This is a genomic window from Microbacterium hibisci (assembly GCF_015278255.1).
Lineage (GTDB): Bacteria > Actinomycetota > Actinomycetes > Actinomycetales > Microbacteriaceae > Microbacterium > Microbacterium hibisci.
In genome coordinates, this window is sequence record NZ_JADIJC010000005.1 from 304,078 (window position 1) to 318,908 (window position 14,831).

18 protein-coding genes are annotated in these 14,831 nt (G+C 70.9%); 10 read left to right on the top strand and 8 right to left on the bottom strand.

Annotation, left to right across the window (positions count from 1 at the left end):
• Positions 1-11: 11 nt before the first annotated feature.
• Positions 12-1,043, bottom strand: a complete 1,032-nt coding sequence (fbaA, locus tag IM770_RS11805; RefSeq protein ID WP_203581325.1) for a class II fructose-bisphosphate aldolase — start codon at positions 1,041-1,043, stop codon at positions 12-14.
• Between the two features lie 190 nt (positions 1,044-1,233).
• Between fbaA and glpX the strand changes: the two genes are divergently transcribed.
• Positions 1,234-2,223, top strand: a complete 990-nt coding sequence (gene glpX / locus IM770_RS11810) for a class II fructose-bisphosphatase (RefSeq protein ID WP_203581326.1) — start codon at positions 1,234-1,236, stop codon at positions 2,221-2,223.
• Between the two features lie 153 nt (positions 2,224-2,376).
• A complete protein-coding gene (locus tag IM770_RS11815; RefSeq protein ID WP_109210909.1) occupies positions 2,377-2,586 on the top strand; it encodes a UDP-N-acetylmuramyl pentapeptide phosphotransferase in 210 nt (69 codons plus the stop codon).
• Between the two features lie 26 nt (positions 2,587-2,612).
• Here IM770_RS11815 and IM770_RS11820 read toward each other — a convergent pair whose 3' ends face one another.
• Both IM770_RS11820 and IM770_RS11825 read right to left on the bottom strand, forming a co-directional pair.
• Positions 2,613-3,926, bottom strand: coding sequence for a DNA recombination protein RmuC (locus IM770_RS11820; RefSeq protein ID WP_203581327.1), 1,314 nt, complete (start codon positions 3,924-3,926; stop codon positions 2,613-2,615).
• 63 nt (positions 3,927-3,989) lie between these two features.
• Positions 3,990-4,592, bottom strand: a complete 603-nt coding sequence (locus IM770_RS11825; protein WP_203581328.1) for a 3'-5' exonuclease — start codon at positions 4,590-4,592, stop codon at positions 3,990-3,992.
• 76 nt (positions 4,593-4,668) lie between these two features.
• Between IM770_RS11825 and IM770_RS11830 the strand changes: the two genes are divergently transcribed.
• Positions 4,669-5,427, top strand: a complete 759-nt coding sequence (locus tag IM770_RS11830; RefSeq protein ID WP_203581329.1) for a class I SAM-dependent methyltransferase — start codon at positions 4,669-4,671, stop codon at positions 5,425-5,427.
• 75 nt (positions 5,428-5,502) lie between these two features.
• Here IM770_RS11830 and IM770_RS11835 read toward each other — a convergent pair whose 3' ends face one another.
• Positions 5,503-6,159 carry a class I SAM-dependent methyltransferase gene (locus tag IM770_RS11835; RefSeq protein ID WP_203581330.1) on the bottom strand — a complete coding sequence of 219 codons (657 nt, stop codon included), beginning with the start codon at positions 6,157-6,159 and terminating at the stop codon, positions 5,503-5,505.
• A 108-nt stretch (positions 6,160-6,267) separates the two neighbouring features.
• Between IM770_RS11835 and IM770_RS11840 the strand changes: the two genes are divergently transcribed.
• From IM770_RS11840 to IM770_RS11850, 3 genes are read left to right on the top strand one after another with little or no spacing between them, the layout of a single operon-like run.
• Positions 6,268-6,879 carry a dihydrofolate reductase family protein gene (locus IM770_RS11840; protein ID WP_203581331.1) on the top strand — a complete coding sequence of 204 codons (612 nt, stop codon included), beginning with the start codon at positions 6,268-6,270 and terminating at the stop codon, positions 6,877-6,879.
• Between the two features lie 58 nt (positions 6,880-6,937).
• Positions 6,938-8,011, top strand: coding sequence for a redox-regulated ATPase YchF (ychF, locus tag IM770_RS11845; RefSeq protein ID WP_203581332.1), 1,074 nt, complete (start codon positions 6,938-6,940; stop codon positions 8,009-8,011).
• Positions 8,012-8,038: 27 nt separating this feature from the next.
• Complete coding sequence (locus tag IM770_RS11850) at positions 8,039-8,608, top strand: alpha/beta fold hydrolase (protein ID WP_203581333.1); 570 nt, start codon at positions 8,039-8,041, stop codon at positions 8,606-8,608.
• A 31-nt stretch (positions 8,609-8,639) separates the two neighbouring features.
• Here the strand turns inward: IM770_RS11850 and IM770_RS11855 are convergent, their stop codons facing one another.
• Complete coding sequence (locus IM770_RS11855; protein ID WP_203581334.1) at positions 8,640-10,016, bottom strand: NAD(P)-binding protein; 1,377 nt, start codon at positions 10,014-10,016, stop codon at positions 8,640-8,642.
• Between the two features lie 156 nt (positions 10,017-10,172).
• Between IM770_RS11855 and IM770_RS11860 the strand changes: the two genes are divergently transcribed.
• The gene (locus IM770_RS11860) at positions 10,173-10,868 is read left to right on the top strand and encodes a phosphatase PAP2 family protein (protein ID WP_307785443.1); all 696 of its coding nucleotides are present in this window, start codon (positions 10,173-10,175) and stop codon (positions 10,866-10,868) included.
• A gap of 58 nt (positions 10,869-10,926) precedes the next feature.
• The gene (locus IM770_RS11865; protein ID WP_203581335.1) at positions 10,927-11,727 is read left to right on the top strand and encodes a DUF1206 domain-containing protein; all 801 of its coding nucleotides are present in this window, start codon (positions 10,927-10,929) and stop codon (positions 11,725-11,727) included.
• A 24-nt stretch (positions 11,728-11,751) separates the two neighbouring features.
• Here IM770_RS11865 and IM770_RS11870 read toward each other — a convergent pair whose 3' ends face one another.
• Both IM770_RS11870 and IM770_RS11875 read right to left on the bottom strand, forming a co-directional pair.
• Positions 11,752-12,504, bottom strand: coding sequence for a patatin-like phospholipase family protein (locus tag IM770_RS11870; protein ID WP_203581336.1), 753 nt, complete (start codon positions 12,502-12,504; stop codon positions 11,752-11,754).
• 55 nt (positions 12,505-12,559) lie between these two features.
• Positions 12,560-13,318, bottom strand: coding sequence for an EI24 domain-containing protein (locus IM770_RS11875; RefSeq protein ID WP_203581337.1), 759 nt, complete (start codon positions 13,316-13,318; stop codon positions 12,560-12,562).
• Positions 13,319-13,496: 178 nt separating this feature from the next.
• On the opposite strand from IM770_RS11875, the gene IM770_RS11880 reads away from it, so the two are divergent.
• Positions 13,497-13,748, top strand: coding sequence for a hypothetical protein (locus tag IM770_RS11880; RefSeq protein WP_203581338.1), 252 nt, complete (start codon positions 13,497-13,499; stop codon positions 13,746-13,748).
• 15 nt (positions 13,749-13,763) lie between these two features.
• Here the strand turns inward: IM770_RS11880 and IM770_RS11885 are convergent, their stop codons facing one another.
• Positions 13,764-14,240, bottom strand: coding sequence for a MarR family winged helix-turn-helix transcriptional regulator (locus tag IM770_RS11885; protein ID WP_203581339.1), 477 nt, complete (start codon positions 14,238-14,240; stop codon positions 13,764-13,766).
• Positions 14,241-14,400: 160 nt separating this feature from the next.
• Between IM770_RS11885 and IM770_RS11890 the strand changes: the two genes are divergently transcribed.
• On the top strand, positions 14,401-14,766 hold the full coding sequence (locus IM770_RS11890) for a DUF7882 family protein (protein ID WP_203581340.1): 366 nt from the start codon (positions 14,401-14,403) through the stop codon (positions 14,764-14,766).
• Positions 14,767-14,831: the final 65 nt, after the last annotated feature.

Below are 14,831 nucleotides of genomic sequence, written 5' to 3' on the forward strand. Positions count from 1 at the left end.
GTTCTCGGTGCTTACGCGGCGAGGCTCTTACCGGCCGAGCCGAGCTGCTGGGTCGCCTCGACGACGCGGGCGGCCATCGCGGACTCGGCGATCTTGCCCCACGCGCGCGGGTCGTAGGCCTTCTTGTTGCCCACCTCGCCGTCGACCTTCAGGACGCCGTCGTAGTTCACGAACATGAAGCCCGCGACCGAGCGCGTGAACGCGTACTGCGTGTCGGTGTCGATGTTCATCTTGACCACGCCGTTGGCGACGGCCAGGGCGATCTCGTCGTCGGTCGAGCCGCTGCCGCCGTGGAAGACGAGGTCGAGGGGCTTCGGGCCGGTGCCGAACTTCGAGGCGATCCCCTCCTGGATCTCACCGAGGAGCTCGGGGCGGAGCTTCACGTTGCCCGGCTTGTACACGCCGTGCACGTTGCCGAAGGTGAGGGCCGAGATGTAGCGGCCGTTCTCGCCGAGGCCGAGGGCCTCGACGGCCTTGGTCACGTCGGCGACCGTCGTGTACAGCGCCTCGTTGGAGCCCTCGTGCTGCACGCCGTCCTCTTCGCCGCCGACGACGCCGATCTCGACCTCGAGGATCGCGTTGATGTTCTTCAGACGGGGGAGGAGCTCCTGGGCGATCTCGATGTTCTCGTCGAGCGGCACGGCCGAGCCGTCCCACATGTGCGACTGGAAGATCGGGTTGCGGCCCGCCTTGACCTCTTCCTCGGACGCCTCGATGAGGGGCAGCACGAAGTCGGCGAGCGCGGGCTTGGGGCAGTGGTCGGTGTGGAGGGCGACCGTGATCGGGTAGCTCTTCGCGACCTCGGTCGCGAACTTCGCGAAGGCGAGCGCACCGGCCGCACGAGCCTTGACGGTGTGGCCGGCGAAGTAGTCGGCGCCGCCCGTCGTCACCTGGATGATGCCGTCGGAACCGGCTTCGGTGAGGCCCTGCAGCACGGCGTTGATCGACTGCGAGCTGGCGACGTTGATGGCGGGATACGCGAAGCCACCGGCCTTCGCGCGGTCCAGCATGTCGGCGTACTGCTCCGGGGTGGCGACGGGCATGAGTGCTCCCTTTGATCGAGTGGGGTTCACGCAAACTCTACCCAAGCGCCGGTGAGTGGCATCGGCTGACGTCGGCCGGCGTGCGCGGGAAAACCACGTCCCTGCGGTATCGGAAAGAATCGCGATTCCTTCAGTTGCCGCCGAGTGAAATTCCGCTGAATCGAGCACCAGACTGGCTAGGCTGACCGACATGGTGAGCTTGACCGCGGACATGAGTCCCCTCCACCCCGACCGCAACCTCGCGCTGGAGCTGGTGCGCGCGACCGAAGCCGCCGCCATCCGCGCGGTGCCGTTCATCGGCCGTGGCGCGAAGGAAGCGGCCGACGGCGCCGCGGTCGACGCCATGCGGGCGTTCTTCACCACCGTCAACTTCGACGGCACGATCGTCATCGGCGAGGGCGAGAAGGACGAAGCGCCGATGCTCTACAACGGCGAGCGGGTGGGCAGCGGCCGCGGACCTCGCGCAGACGTCGCCGTCGACCCGATCGACGGCACCTCGCTGACGGCCGCCGGACGCAACAACGCACTGTCGGTCATCGCCGTGTCCGACCACGGCACGATGCTCGACGCATCGAGCGTCTTCTACATGGACAAGCTCGTCACCGGGCCCGCGGGCGTCGGTGTGGTCGATATCCGGCTGCCCATCGGCGAGAACATCCGGCGTCTGGCGAAGGCGCTGGGCAAGCCCGTCGACGAGCTCGTCGTGTCGGTGCTGCACCGCCCACGCCACGAGCGGCTGATCGAGGAGATCCGCGAGGCGGGCGCCGGCACCCGCCTCATGAGCGACGGCGACGTCGCCGGTGGCATCAACGCGGCTCGCCACAACGCCCGCACCGACATGTGCGTCGGCGTGGGCGGCAGCCCCGAGGGCATCGTGACGGCGTGCGCGATCAAGGCCCTCGGCGGGCACATCCAGGGGCGGCTCTGGCCGCGCGACGACGCCGAGAAGCAGCGGGGCATCGACGCCGGCCTGAAGCTCGACGACTACGTCTACGAGGCCGACGAGCTCGTCACGGGCAACAACACGATCTTCGTCGCGACCGGAGTCACCGACGGTGCGCTCGTTGCCGGCGTGCGCCGCGAGGGCGGCTACGTCTACACCGAGAGCGTCGTGCTGCGGGGTGCTTCGGGCACGCTGCGCCGCATCTCGTCGGAGCATCTCGTCTCGAAGTGGCTCTGAGCCCGCCGGCTGCCGAGCCGTTGAGGCGGGCGAGGCTGGTGTGACGTGTGATGCTGCTGTGACGTTTTCGTGACCGCTGGGGCGGCGAACTCTGGCAGAATCGTCTGTGGTGTCGATGGAGACACGGAGTGTTTCCGACGCGAGGAGTTGACGATGTCCGCCCAGCCAGCCGAACCGTCGGCCCAGACGGGCGCGCAGGCGGTCGTCGCGAACGCGATCGACCCGGCCCGCCGGCCCGACGTCCTGTTGCGGGTCCGTCGCGACGAGGGCCATGAGATCAGCGCCTGGTGGATGATCGGCGCCTTCGTCGGCGTCTCGGCCGCCGTGATCGTCCTCCTGAGCTTCGTCCCCGGCGGCGCCTGACAACTGGCACCCGCTGATCGCGGCCGTCAGTCGTTCGGCCCGGCGATCCGGGCGCGCACGTCGCCGAGCTCGGCGGACGCCGTGACCGGCTCCGCGTGATCGTCGATGCCCTCGAGCGTCTCGTCGAGGAGCTCCGGCGCGGTGAGGCGGCGAGGGCTCTTCTCGATGGCCGCGGGCTCGCTCACCGCATCGAGCTTCGTCGGGTCGATGCCGGGGAACTTCCGCGCGCTCACGAGCACTCGGGTCTCGAGCGATCCGGCGAAGCGGTTGTAGCTGTCGACCGTCCGCTCGATCGCCCGCCGGAGGTCGTCGGCGTGCGACGCGAGGGACCCGAGGCGCTCATACAGCTGGTTGCCGAGGTCGAAGAGGGCGCGGGCCTCCTGTGAGACGTCCTGCTGGGTCCAGGTGTAGGCGACGGTCTTGAGCACGGCCCAGAGGTTGACCGGCGAGGCGAGCGCCACGCGCTTGCCGAACGCGTAGTCGAGGAGCGACGCGTCCTCTTCGAGCGCAGCCGCGAGCAGCGACTCGCTCGGGACGAAGCACACCACGAACTCGGGACTCGACGAGAGCCCGGCCCAGTACGTCTTGCGGGCGAGCGCGTCGACGTGCGCGCGCACCGCCTTGACGTGCTTGTCGAGCAGCGCCCGCCGGCGCGCGGCCTCGGCGCCCTGAGCGGTGAGCGGGATCGCGCTCGCTTCGAGGAACGCGTCGAGGGGCACCTTCGCGTCGACGGCGATCGCCTTGTCGCCCGGGAGCCGGATGACCATGTCGGGGCGGCCGGCACCGGCATCCGTCGTGATCGACGCCTGCAGATCGAAATCCACGTGCCGCGTCAGTCCCGCCGCCTCCACGACGCGGCGGAGCTGCGTCTCGCCCCACACACCGCGGGTGCTGCCCGATCGCAGCGCGCTCGCCAGCGACTCGGTGGTGGCGCGCAGCGCCTCGTCGGACTCATGTGCGCGACGCAGCTGCTCGGCGAGCGTGCCGAACTGCGTGTGACGATCGCGCTCGAGCTCATCGACCTTGGTGTGCATCGCGGCCAGTGTCTCCTGCACCGGCGCGAGCGCCCGCAGCACGGACTGCTCGCGCCGCTCGCGCTCCTCGCGGGCCGCCTGATCGTGCCGCGCCTGCGAGGCGAGTTCGCGGTACAGGAGCTGCTGGTGCTCCAGCTGCGCCTGCACCCCCTGGCGTGCGGCGTCCGACGCGGCGAGCCGCGCCGTGAGGTCGGCGTGCTCACGCGCGCCTCGCGCGGCGGCTCGGGCGAGCCCCGCGGCCCATCCCGCCACCGCGCCGATGACGAGCGAGACGATCACCACCACACTGATCACGACTGCGTCCATGCGACCAGCGTGCCGGAAGCCTCCGACATCGCCGCGACCCCGCGCGGCGGCATCCGTTCCGGACTATGCCACGGCGAACGAGACCGGCGGCGCCGCCGCGACCGTGATCTGCGACACCCGCACGCCGACGGCGTCCGTCAGCGACCCGATGTCGGCGGCCCCGAGCCGGCGCGCCGCGTCGATCATGACGTGGGCGCACGCGAGGGCGTCGGCAGTGGCGTTGTGGTGCGGGAAGTCGGCGAAGCCGGCCTCGGCGGCGACGAACGGCAGCCGGTACGACTCGAGCCGGTACACCTTTCGTGCGACCTGCAGGCTGCATGCGTACCGGTAGGGCGGGCACTCGTCACCGGTGGCGTCGCACGCCCGCTTGAGCACCGCCATATCGAACCCGGCGTTGTGGGCCACGAGGATGTCGTCGCCGACGAAGGCGGCGAGCGGCGTGAGCTGCTGGGTCCAGGACGCCGCATCGGCCACATCCTCCGGCCGGATGCCGTGGATGCGCATGTTCAGCTCGAAGAAGACGTCGTGGCCGGCCGGCGGACGGATCAGCCAGCCGGTCTTCTCGACGATGCGCCCGTCGCGGACCCGCACGAGACCGACCGCGCACGCCGAGGCATTGCTGGAGTTCGCCGTCTCGAAGTCGATCGCGGTGAAGTCCAGTGGCACCTCCCCAGACTCACCCGGGCACAGCCGGTCCGGCGGAAGGCGCGCCGAACGGGCACCGCCGTCATAGGGTCGGAGCATGGCCAGTCGCGAGGAGATGTCGCTGTCGTTCGGTGCCGCCGCCGGTGCGTACGAGGCCGGACGGCCGGACTATCCGCGCGAGGCGGTGGACTGGATGCTCGCCCCGGTGCGCGAACCGGGCCGGGCGGTGCGGGCAGCCGACATCGGCGCCGGCACCGGCAAGCTCACCCGCACGATCGTCGAGGCGGGAGCCGAGGTCGTCGCGATCGACCCCGACGCCGAGATGCTCGCCGCGCTGCGCGCGCACGTGCACGGCGTGCCCACCTTCGTGGGGACGGGGGAGCGGATGCCGCTTCCCGACGCCTCTGTCGATGCGGTGCTCTTCGGACAGGCGTGGCACTGGGTCGACCCGATCGCGGCCTCTGCCGAGGCCGGCCGCGTGCTGCGCACCGGCGGGGTGCTGGGGCTGGTGTGGAACATCCGCGACGAGTCCGACCCATGGGTCGCCAGGCTCACCGCGGCCATGCACGGCAGTCACGCCGAGGAGATGCTGGCCGGGGACGGGCCCCGCGTCGCCGAGCCGTTCGACGGGCTGGAGGCGCGGACGTGGACCTGGACGCGCTCCCTGTCGCGCGCCGCGCTCCTCGACATGGTCGCCTCGCGCAGCTACGTCATCACGGCGCCCGAGGCCGAGCGCGCCGTGATCCTCGCGGCGGTCGCCGCGCTGTTCGACGAGCGTCGCATCACCGAGGTCTCCGGCGCCGAGGTCGTCGACCTGCCCTACGTCACGCACGCCTACCGCGCGATCCGCCCCTGACGCTCCGCCGTTCCGCGACGGCTCGCCAGGCACCCGTCGGCGGGCGGGTGCCCTGGCCGCGCGGGGTCGGGCGCGCTACGCGCGCACCGCGCCGACCACGTGCCACGGCCCGCTGCGCCCGCGGTAGCGCGGCTCGAAGCCGCGACGGCGGAGCACCGAGACCATCGCGTCCGGCGGGTGGGCGAAGGCGCGGTACGGGTTGCCGATCAGCCCGTAGAACGCGTTGAGGGCGCGGGCCATGCTGCGCGCCCAGAGGCTGTACGTCGGGTGGCTGAACACCACGGCACGCCGGCTCCTGCCGGCGGCGGCGCTGAGGAGGCGGTCATAGTCCGGGTAGCAGCACACCACGCGGTGGAGCACGACGATGTCGGCGGGGCCGACCGCCTCGGGCGTCCCCGCCAGATCGACCCCGAGCATCCGCTTCGCCCGGTCGCGCATCCCGGCCTCGTCGAGCAGCCGCGCCGCCTCCGGCTCATAGGCGGAGGACAGCTCGAGGTTCGTCGTGCGGGACGCGCCGCGCCGGAGCGCCTCGAGCTGGATGTCGCCGATGCCGCCGCCGATCTCGAGCACCGCCGCCCCCTCGAGACCCACCGAGTCGGCGAAGTCGAGGATCAGCCGGGCGCTCGGCGTCAGACCGCTGCGCCGGTAGCGGCGCGCCAGGCGCCGTGCGAACCGCGCGTCGAATTCGCGGTCGTAGCCGTCCGGCGTCCGCGGGGCGCAGCACTCCTCCACGCGGTCAGTATCCCGCCGGGCCTCCGGCGGGGCAACGGCTCAGGCCGATGCACAGCGACGGTTCCGCCGGGTGCCGCATGTGTCGGGGGAGCGGCGTAGCGTGGCCGCGTGCGCACCCTCACCGTCTGCAACTTCGTCACCGTCGACGGCCGCTACGAAGACGACCACCACGACATCGCCTCCTTCTTCGAGCACCAGCACCCCGACTATCACGGGGCCGACACCTTCGACCACTACACGACCGGTCTCATGCACGCGTCCGACACGCTCGTGCTGTCGGGCCGTCGATCGGCCCTCGGCAACCTCGGCTACTGGACGGGGGTGCGTGCCGACCCCGAGGCCACCGCGATCCGCCGCGAGTTCGCCGAGCTGATCCTCGGGATCGAGAAGATCGTGGTGTCCGACACGATCACCGAGGACGACATCGCGCCGTACCGGAACGTGCGCATCGTGCCGGTCGCCGACGCCCGGTCGGAGGTCGCCGCGCTCAAGCAGCGCCAGGGGCGCGGCATCCTGATCCTCCTCGGCCGCGTCCTCTGGAACGACCTGATGCACGCGGGGCTGGTCGACGAGCTGCACCTGGTGACGTTCCCGCTCATCGCCGGGTCGGGGGTGCCGCTGTTCGACGCGCGCCCTGCCGTCGCCCTCAAGCTCCTCGAGACCCGCGCCTGGGAGGAGTCGGGCAACGTGCTCATGCGCTGGCGCGTCGACCCCGACTGACCCTCGGAGGACGGATGCCGCGGGGCGCGGCATCCGTCGCCAACTAGACTGGATGCCCGTGGCTCTCACCATCGGAATCGTCGGTCTCCCGAACGTCGGCAAGTCGACCCTCTTCAACGCCCTGACCAAGAACCAGGTGCTCGCCGCGAACTACCCGTTCGCGACGATCGAGCCCAACATCGGCGTGGTCAATCTGCCCGACCCCCGGCTCGACACGCTCGCCGGGATCTTCGGCTCGGAGCGGATCCTGCCGGCGGCGGTCTCGTTCGTCGACATCGCGGGCATCGTGCGCGGCGCGTCGGAGGGCGAGGGCCTCGGCAACAAGTTCCTGGCGAACATCCGCGAGGCCGACGCGATCGCCCAGGTGGTGCGCGGCTTCGCCGACGACGATGTGGTCCACGTCGACGGTGCGGTGAACCCGCAGAGCGACATGGAGACGATCAACGCCGAGCTCCAGCTCGCCGACCTCGAGACGCTCGAGCGCGCCATCACGCGCTATGAGAAGGAGGTCAAGGGCCGCAAGCTCGACCCTGCGGTGCTCGCGACGGCCGTCGAGGCGCGCGACGCGCTCCAGCGGGGGGAGCTGCTCTCTGGGTCGGGCATCGATCTGACCCCGATCAAGGAGCTGGGCCTGCTGACCGCGAAGCCGTTCATCTTCGTCTTCAACGTCGATGAGGCGGTGCTGACGGATGCCGCGCGCAAGGCCGAACTGGCGGCGCTGGTCGCCCCCGCCCAGGCGGTGTTCCTCGACGCGAAGATCGAGTCCGAGCTCATCGACCTCGACCCCGAGGACGCCGCGGAGCTGCTGGCGTCCACCGGGCAGGACGAGTCGGGTCTCGACCAGCTCGCCCGCATCGGCTTCGACACCCTCGGTCTGCAGACCTACCTGACGGCCGGCCCGAAGGAGGCCCGCGCCTGGACCATCGGCAAGGGCTGGAAGGCGCCGCAGGCGGCCGGAGTGATCCACACGGACTTCGAGAAGGGCTTCATCAAGGCCGAGGTCATCTCGTACGACGACCTCGTCGCGACCGGCTCGGTCGTCGAAGCCCGCGCCAAGGGCAAGGCCCGGCTCGAGGGCAAGGACTACGTCATGCAGGACGGCGACGTCGTCGAGTTCCGCTTCAACGTCTGAGAAAGCCGCCGAAAGGATCCGCTGAGAATGACCGACATCCAGATCTTCGAGCCCGAGGCGCGCGCTGTCCCGTTCGTCGTGGAGGGAGACGGCCCGATCGGGCTCGTGCTGATCCCGGAGCGCGGGCAGGACGTCCTCGGCGTCGTGGGGCACTACCTCGCGGAGGAGGCCGGCTTCCACGTGGTGCGCGTCGGCTACCGGTCCGCCGCGCGAGCGGGAGCCGAACCGACCGCCGCCGAGCGTGCCGCCGACGTGCTCGCGGTTCTGGACCACATCGGGCTCGAGCGGGCCTGGATCGGTGGACACGGGTTCGGCGGCACGGTCGCGCGGGAGCTCGTCGCGGCCCACGCCGACCGCTCCAACGGGCTGCTGCTCCTCGGCGTCGAGGAGAAGGACATCGCGCTCGCGCCGGCGCTGCCCATCCTCATCATCCAGGGGACGGACGACGCCGTCACCCCGTCAGCGAACGCCGAAGCCCTCCAGGCCGGGGCTCCGGAGCGAGCCAGCATCAAGACGGTCGAGGGCGATCACCTCTTCCCGGCTTCCTCTCCGATCGAGACCGCGGTGATCATCGAGGAATACCTCGACTGGGATTGACGCGTCACCGCGGAGTGGCGTTCGCACCGGCTCAGCCGGTTCCGGCGAACTCCGCGAGCCGTTCGCGCCCCGGGGCGATGCTCTCCTTCAATCGCGCGCGCGCCGCGAGCACGGCGGGGTCGTCGGCGCGGTCCGGAGACACGCGCGCGGGGTTGAGCGGCGTCGTGTTGGACCAGTCGCGCAGGTCGGCCTCCCGCGTCATCGCCAGGGAGGCGTCGCCGCCGATCACCTGCATCCGCGCCCAGTCCTGGGGGGTGTTCGAGTACGGTGAGGGCCGGCACACCCGGTTCTTCTCGGCGTCGTCGTCGCGGGTGGCCTCGACGTAGCCGGCCAGCGCCGCGCCGAAGCACGGGAAGCCGACGCGCACCGGCTGCGGGGTGATCGCGTCGGGCGCCCAGATGGGGCGCACGCCGGGATATTTCAGCCCCTCCGCCGCGCAGTGCACCACGAGCGCCCCGGCGGGCACGCGCACGTCGCCGTCCGCGAATGCGAGGCGACCGGGCGCGACCGCCTGCAGGTGACCGCGCCGGATGACGTCGTCGATCTGGCGGACGAGGTCCAGCTCCCAGACGGCGAGCGTCGGCGTCTTGGCCATGGTCGGCGCGACCGAGGGATCGACGCGGAGCATGATGCCGGCATCCTCCATCCGCAGGAAGGCGTCGTCGGCGCTCGTCGCCGCGGCCGCCGCGGCCATCGTGTCGGCTGCCATCCCGAGGAAGATCGCAGGGTCCGGCTGCACGACGGCACGGTTGAGCAGCCAGGGATCCCGCGGCCGCACCCAGGTGATCGCGTTCGGCGGCACGCCGTTCTGCAGCAGCCACACGCACGTGTCGGTCGCCGTCTTGCCCGCGCCGACGACCACGAAGCGCTCGGGCGCCTCGCCGAGGCGGACCAGCTCGTTCACGGCGACGACCCGCGCCCCGTCCTCGACCGCGAACGGCGGGGGAGTGAGCGACGGGATGTCGGGCGAGAGGTACCGCGCATCCACGATGCGTGCGCCGGGCGCATGGAAGCGCGCGCCGCTCAGCAGCGAGGTGATTCGGCCGTCGCCGAGGTACTCGGAGCGGCCGTGGAACGCGACACGACCGGTGGCGGTGAGCCGCGCCAGCACGCGCGCATAGTAGGCGCACACCTCGGCGGCGTTCGCCCGCTCGTGGAGTCCGCGCTCCGGCCCCTCCTCCTGTGTGCGGCCGTCGCCGAGGAGCGTGGACGCGACACCGTAGAACGCCGAGGCCTGGTGGAGCCGCACGAAGCCGTACGCGTCGAGCCAGTGACCGCCCGCACCGTGGCGGCGATCGACGATCGCCACCGAGACATCGGGATCGTGGGCGACGAGGGCGTCTGCGAACGCCATCCCCATCGCCCCCGCCCCGACGACCACGTAGTCGACGTCGACGACCGCCTCCATGCGCTCATCAGAGCAGTGAGCGCCCCGCACGTCAATGGGGGCGTGCCGCACGTGCATCGGAACCTGCCGTGCACGCCTGTACGACAGCCGACCCGGGCTCGGCAAGGGGCTGACGAAGAATTCCCGTGTGGGGCCCGCCTCGCCGACAATGGTGCCGTGAGCGACACCGAGGAGCAGAACGACGAGGAGTCCGCGGCGCTGGGGCTCGAGCCGCTGCCGCATCCCGACCCGCATCGCGGCATCGTGCTCGTGGTCGGCGTGGCGGCCACGGTCGCCTTCGTCGTGCTGCGGTTCGTGGTCGCCCTCGGCGGGCACGAGCCGCTTCCGATCGACGTGTGGTGGCACGACCTCATGGTCGCGACCTACAGCGACGTCGGCATCGTCATCGCGTGGGTCCCGGCGATCGTGGGCGGAACCATCGGCGTGATCATCATCGGCATCGTGCTGGTGGCGATCTTCCTGTGGCGACGACGACGATGGGATGCCGCGAACCTCGCGCTCGCCATCGTCACCGTCGTCGCGATCGGGGCGCCGATGGCCGCCATCATCGCGCGCGTCCGGCCCGAGAACTCGCTCGCCGAGAGTGTGGCGACGTCGTTCCCCTCGGGGCACACCGCCGTCGCCACCACCATGGCCGTCACGCTCGGCCTCCTGCTGCGCCGCTGGTACGTCTGGGCGCTGGGCGGGCTGTGGGTCGTGCTCATGATGTGGAGCCGCACCTACCTGTACGCGCACTGGCTGAGCGACGTGATCGCGGGGATGCTGGAGGGGATCGCGGTCGCCACGCTCGTGTGGTGCGCCGTCCAGGCTCTGCGGGTCCGACGCGCGATGTCATCGTCGCCGCCGAAGTGATTCTCCGCCGGATTTCAAGCCCCATCTGCCCACCGCGATGCCTGGATACGCTTCGCGAATGACCACTGCGAAAAGCGCGGCGCGGGCCGCGCAGGAATCACCCGTGTTCCGTACCATCGCCCGCATCGGCTACGTCGTCCTCGGCGTGCTCCACATCGTCATCGGCGTGATCGCGATCTCGGTCGCGATGGGCGGCGGCGGCGAGGCGGATCAGGGCGGCGCCATGGAGACCATCCGCGACACCCCCGCGGGCGTCTTCCTGCTCTGGGCCATCGCCATCGGCCTCGTCGCGCTCGCCGCGTGGCAGATCGCCGAGGCGTTCCTCGAGCGCGACCCGGACTCCAAGAAGAAGTGGGGCCACCGGATCAAGTACATCGGCACCGCCCTCGTCTACATCGCGATCGCGATCACCGCGGTCGTCTATGCGATGGGTGGCAGCTCGGACTCGTCGGAGTCGACGCAGACCTTCAGCGCTCAGCTGATGAGCACGCCCGGCGGCATCGTCCTCCTCGTGATCGTCGGACTCGGGGTGCTCGGCATCGGCATCGCCTTCATCGTCCGGGGATTCACGCGGGCGTTCGAGAAGCACCTCGATCTGCCGACGGGTGTCGCGCGGAAGGGCATCGTCACCTTCGGCATCGTGGGCTACGTGGCCAAGGGGATCGCCGTAGGCGTGACGGGCGTGCTGTTCGTCGTCGCCGCCTTCACGCACGATGCCGAGGCGGCCGGGGGACTGGATGCCGCGCTCCACACCCTCGCGGCGCTTCCGTTCGGTCCGGTGATCCTGTGGGTCGTCGCGGCGGGGCTGATCATCTACGGGCTGTTCTGCTTCGCGCGAGCCCGCTACGCGCGGATGTGACCACGAGAGGAGCCCGCGGTCCGATCAGCCCGCGGGCTCCTCTCGCAGGGCCGCCGCATCGAGGGCGGCCGTCGCGGCCCGGCGTCCCTCGGCGATGAGGCGGGGCACGTCGGCCATCGTCCACTGCGCCATGCGCTCCATCTCGGGCTGGACGAGCACCACCGACGGGTCGCGCACGAGATCCGCGGTGCGTGTGACGGTGCGCATCATCCGCACGTTCTCCCACTTCGCGTGCAGTCGCACCACGATCACGCGCGACGCGCCCAGAGAGCGCGCGGCGTCCACCGGAACGTTGTCGATCATGCCGCCGTCCGCCAGCAGGGCTGCTCCGCGACGGACCGGCGGCAGCAGGCCGGGGACGGCTACCGTCGCCCGCAGGGCCAGGCTCAACGGACCCTCGTCGAGGATCACGCCCCGCCGTGTGCGCAGGTCGGTCGCGAAGGCCGCGAACCGGCGCGGCAGGTCCTCGATCAGCGGGTCGGCGCCGAGGACGCGCCCCACCGCATCGTCGACGGCGGTCGTGTCGAGCAGGCCCCACCGTGGCGTGAACGACCATCGCGCGATGGCGCGCCAGCGGAACGCGCGGGTGGCTCGCTCGATCTGCTCGACGTCGAGTCCGGCGGCGTAGGCGGCGCCGATGAGGGCGCCGGAGCTCGTCCCGGCGACGATGCCCGGCCGGATCTCCCGTTCGGCGAGGACCTGGAGCACGCCGACGTGGGCGGCGCCGAACGCCCCACCCCCGCCCAGCACGAGGCCCAGGTCAGGGTCGTCGCCCACGTCTCGCTCCGTTCGTCGGTGTTCTGGCGCGACGGTATCACCCAGCGGTTATGCGTCAGCCGAGCGCGCGGGTCCCCGCGGCGGCGGTCGCGTCGTCGAGCACGGAGCGCGCGAGACGCGTCGACCCGGCGACGGCGGCCGGCATCGTGGCCACCGCACCGAGCGGGACGAGGAAGCAGAGCTGCGTCGCCACGCCGAATCCGAGCACCCTCGCGCGGTGCCTCCGCAGCAGGCGGCGTCGCACGGACCGATCCATGCCGCGAGCCGTCAGGGCGCGTGACGACAGTTCGTCCGCCAGCAGCCAGCCGGTGAACAGGACCGCGAAGACGGTGCTCAGCGCCGCGCCCGCCACGGGGATGACACCGATGAGCGCGGCCGCGGCCGCGATCGCCAGACCGCGCGCGACCAGCCCCAGCGCATCGCCGACCGCTCGCCAGAAGCCGTACGGCGCCTCGATGTCGGACGAACCCATATCCGCCTCCACCGCCCGCCAGATGCGCTCGTAGAACGGCTCACCCACCACCAGAGTGAGTGCAGTGAACGAGACGGCCACCAGCACCAGGGCAGCGCCGACGAGGGCGGTGCCGACGGCCACGCGGAACACGGTGGCCCACACGCCCGGCCACCCGTCGGCGAACGGCGTCATCGCCTCGGTGATCGCCGGGAGGAAGGTCCCGAGCGCGATGAGCCCGGCAAGGAACAGCACGCCGACGATCGCGGCGGGCACGAGGCCGAGCGCCATGAGTCCCGGGCGGCGGCGCCAGTAGGCGAATCCCTGCAGCAGCAGGCCGGCTCCTCGGACGAACTCGCGCATCGCACCCACCCTACGTCGCCCTCGCGGGGATGATCACGCGGGAACGGCACACCGCTGAGAGCCTGACCCGGGATGCAGATGGAGGGCGCCGCGTCAAGCCCTTCTCAGGGTCGGGTTCGGTCCGCCATGTTTTATCGTGACGCGTGGGATGCGTCACAGCCGCACGGGGGAGGTTGCCATGCTCGCGACACCGATCGCCGGGGATCAGGTCCGTCGGCCGGAGCTGCTGTGGGTGGGATCGGGTGCGTGGGTCGCGTGCGACCCGGCCGTCGACCCGAACGACCCGCATCGCGTGATCGCCTACCTCGAGTGCAAGGACGGGCGCGTGTACCTGCTGTGGGTCACCGGTTCGGCGGGCGTGTGCGAGTTCGCCTCGCTCCGCGACGCCCTGGATCAGATCTCGCAGCGGCTGTCGGTGCCGCAGCACTGAAGTCCTGCGGCGGCATCAGGTCGCAGCAGCGCCCGCGCGGGTCACCGTGATCAGGACTTCCTCCAGGAAGCTGGCGACGACGCGGGCCTCGCCGGTAGGGAGGCTATCGGCCAGGGTGCGAAGCCGCGTGGTGAGCGGATCCAGGTGGTCCGGATCCACGTTGCGATCGAATGGCCGCACCAGCTTCTTCCGCCGATCCCGAGGATGACCGCCCACGACGACGAGGCCGCGCGCCACCAGGCGGTCGATCAGTGCCGTACCCGACGCGGGGGAGAGGTGCACGGCGCGCGCGATCATGCCGGGGGTGACCTCCTCGGTGTCGACCCGCTCGAGCAGATAGCGCATCGCCGCGCGGTCGCTCTCGTTCATCCCGGTCTGCTGTTCTCGCTGGCGAGCGAGCTTCGCCTCGGCGAGCCGGAGGCGCTCGAGGATGCCTGCGACGTCCGGCCGTGGGCTGTCTGCAGTTCTGGTCGACATCGCGTTCTCCACCATCGTCCCGGCCCGCTGGGGCTCTAGGGTCCATTATTCCCAGTTCTTTGACTATTCGGCAACGAAACACTCGTCTCTCGAACCTATGATGACGAAACTCTCATTATTGAAATGTTCGACATCGAACTATCATGAGAAGCGACCCTCCGGAAGGAGATCTCTCATGGCCCAGTTGATCTATGGCGCCGAAGGCGCCGCGATCCAGATACCCGAGCACCTCCTCGCACACGTCAAGGTGCTGATCGCCACCAAGCTGCGCCGCAACGAGAGCTTCATGATGTCGTGGCGCCATCCTGACGGCACCGGCCGCTCCTCGATCTGGCTCCAGCCCTCGATCCCGCTCCGGTTCGTCTTCGACACCCCGGAAGAGAACATGATCGATCGCGAGCTCCTCGGCCGTCTCGCGACGGCAGCGAGCTCGAACGGCGGACTCGTGCTCGAACTGGAAGACGTGGCGGTGCTGCCGTCGTCGACGGCGAACGCGACCCCCACGACGGCTGACGCGGAGGTTGCACAACCCGCCGCGTGACGCGCGGATGTCTAGACAGGACAGTGCTGGACTGTCAACCCCCTCGGTGCTGCTCGTGCGGGCAG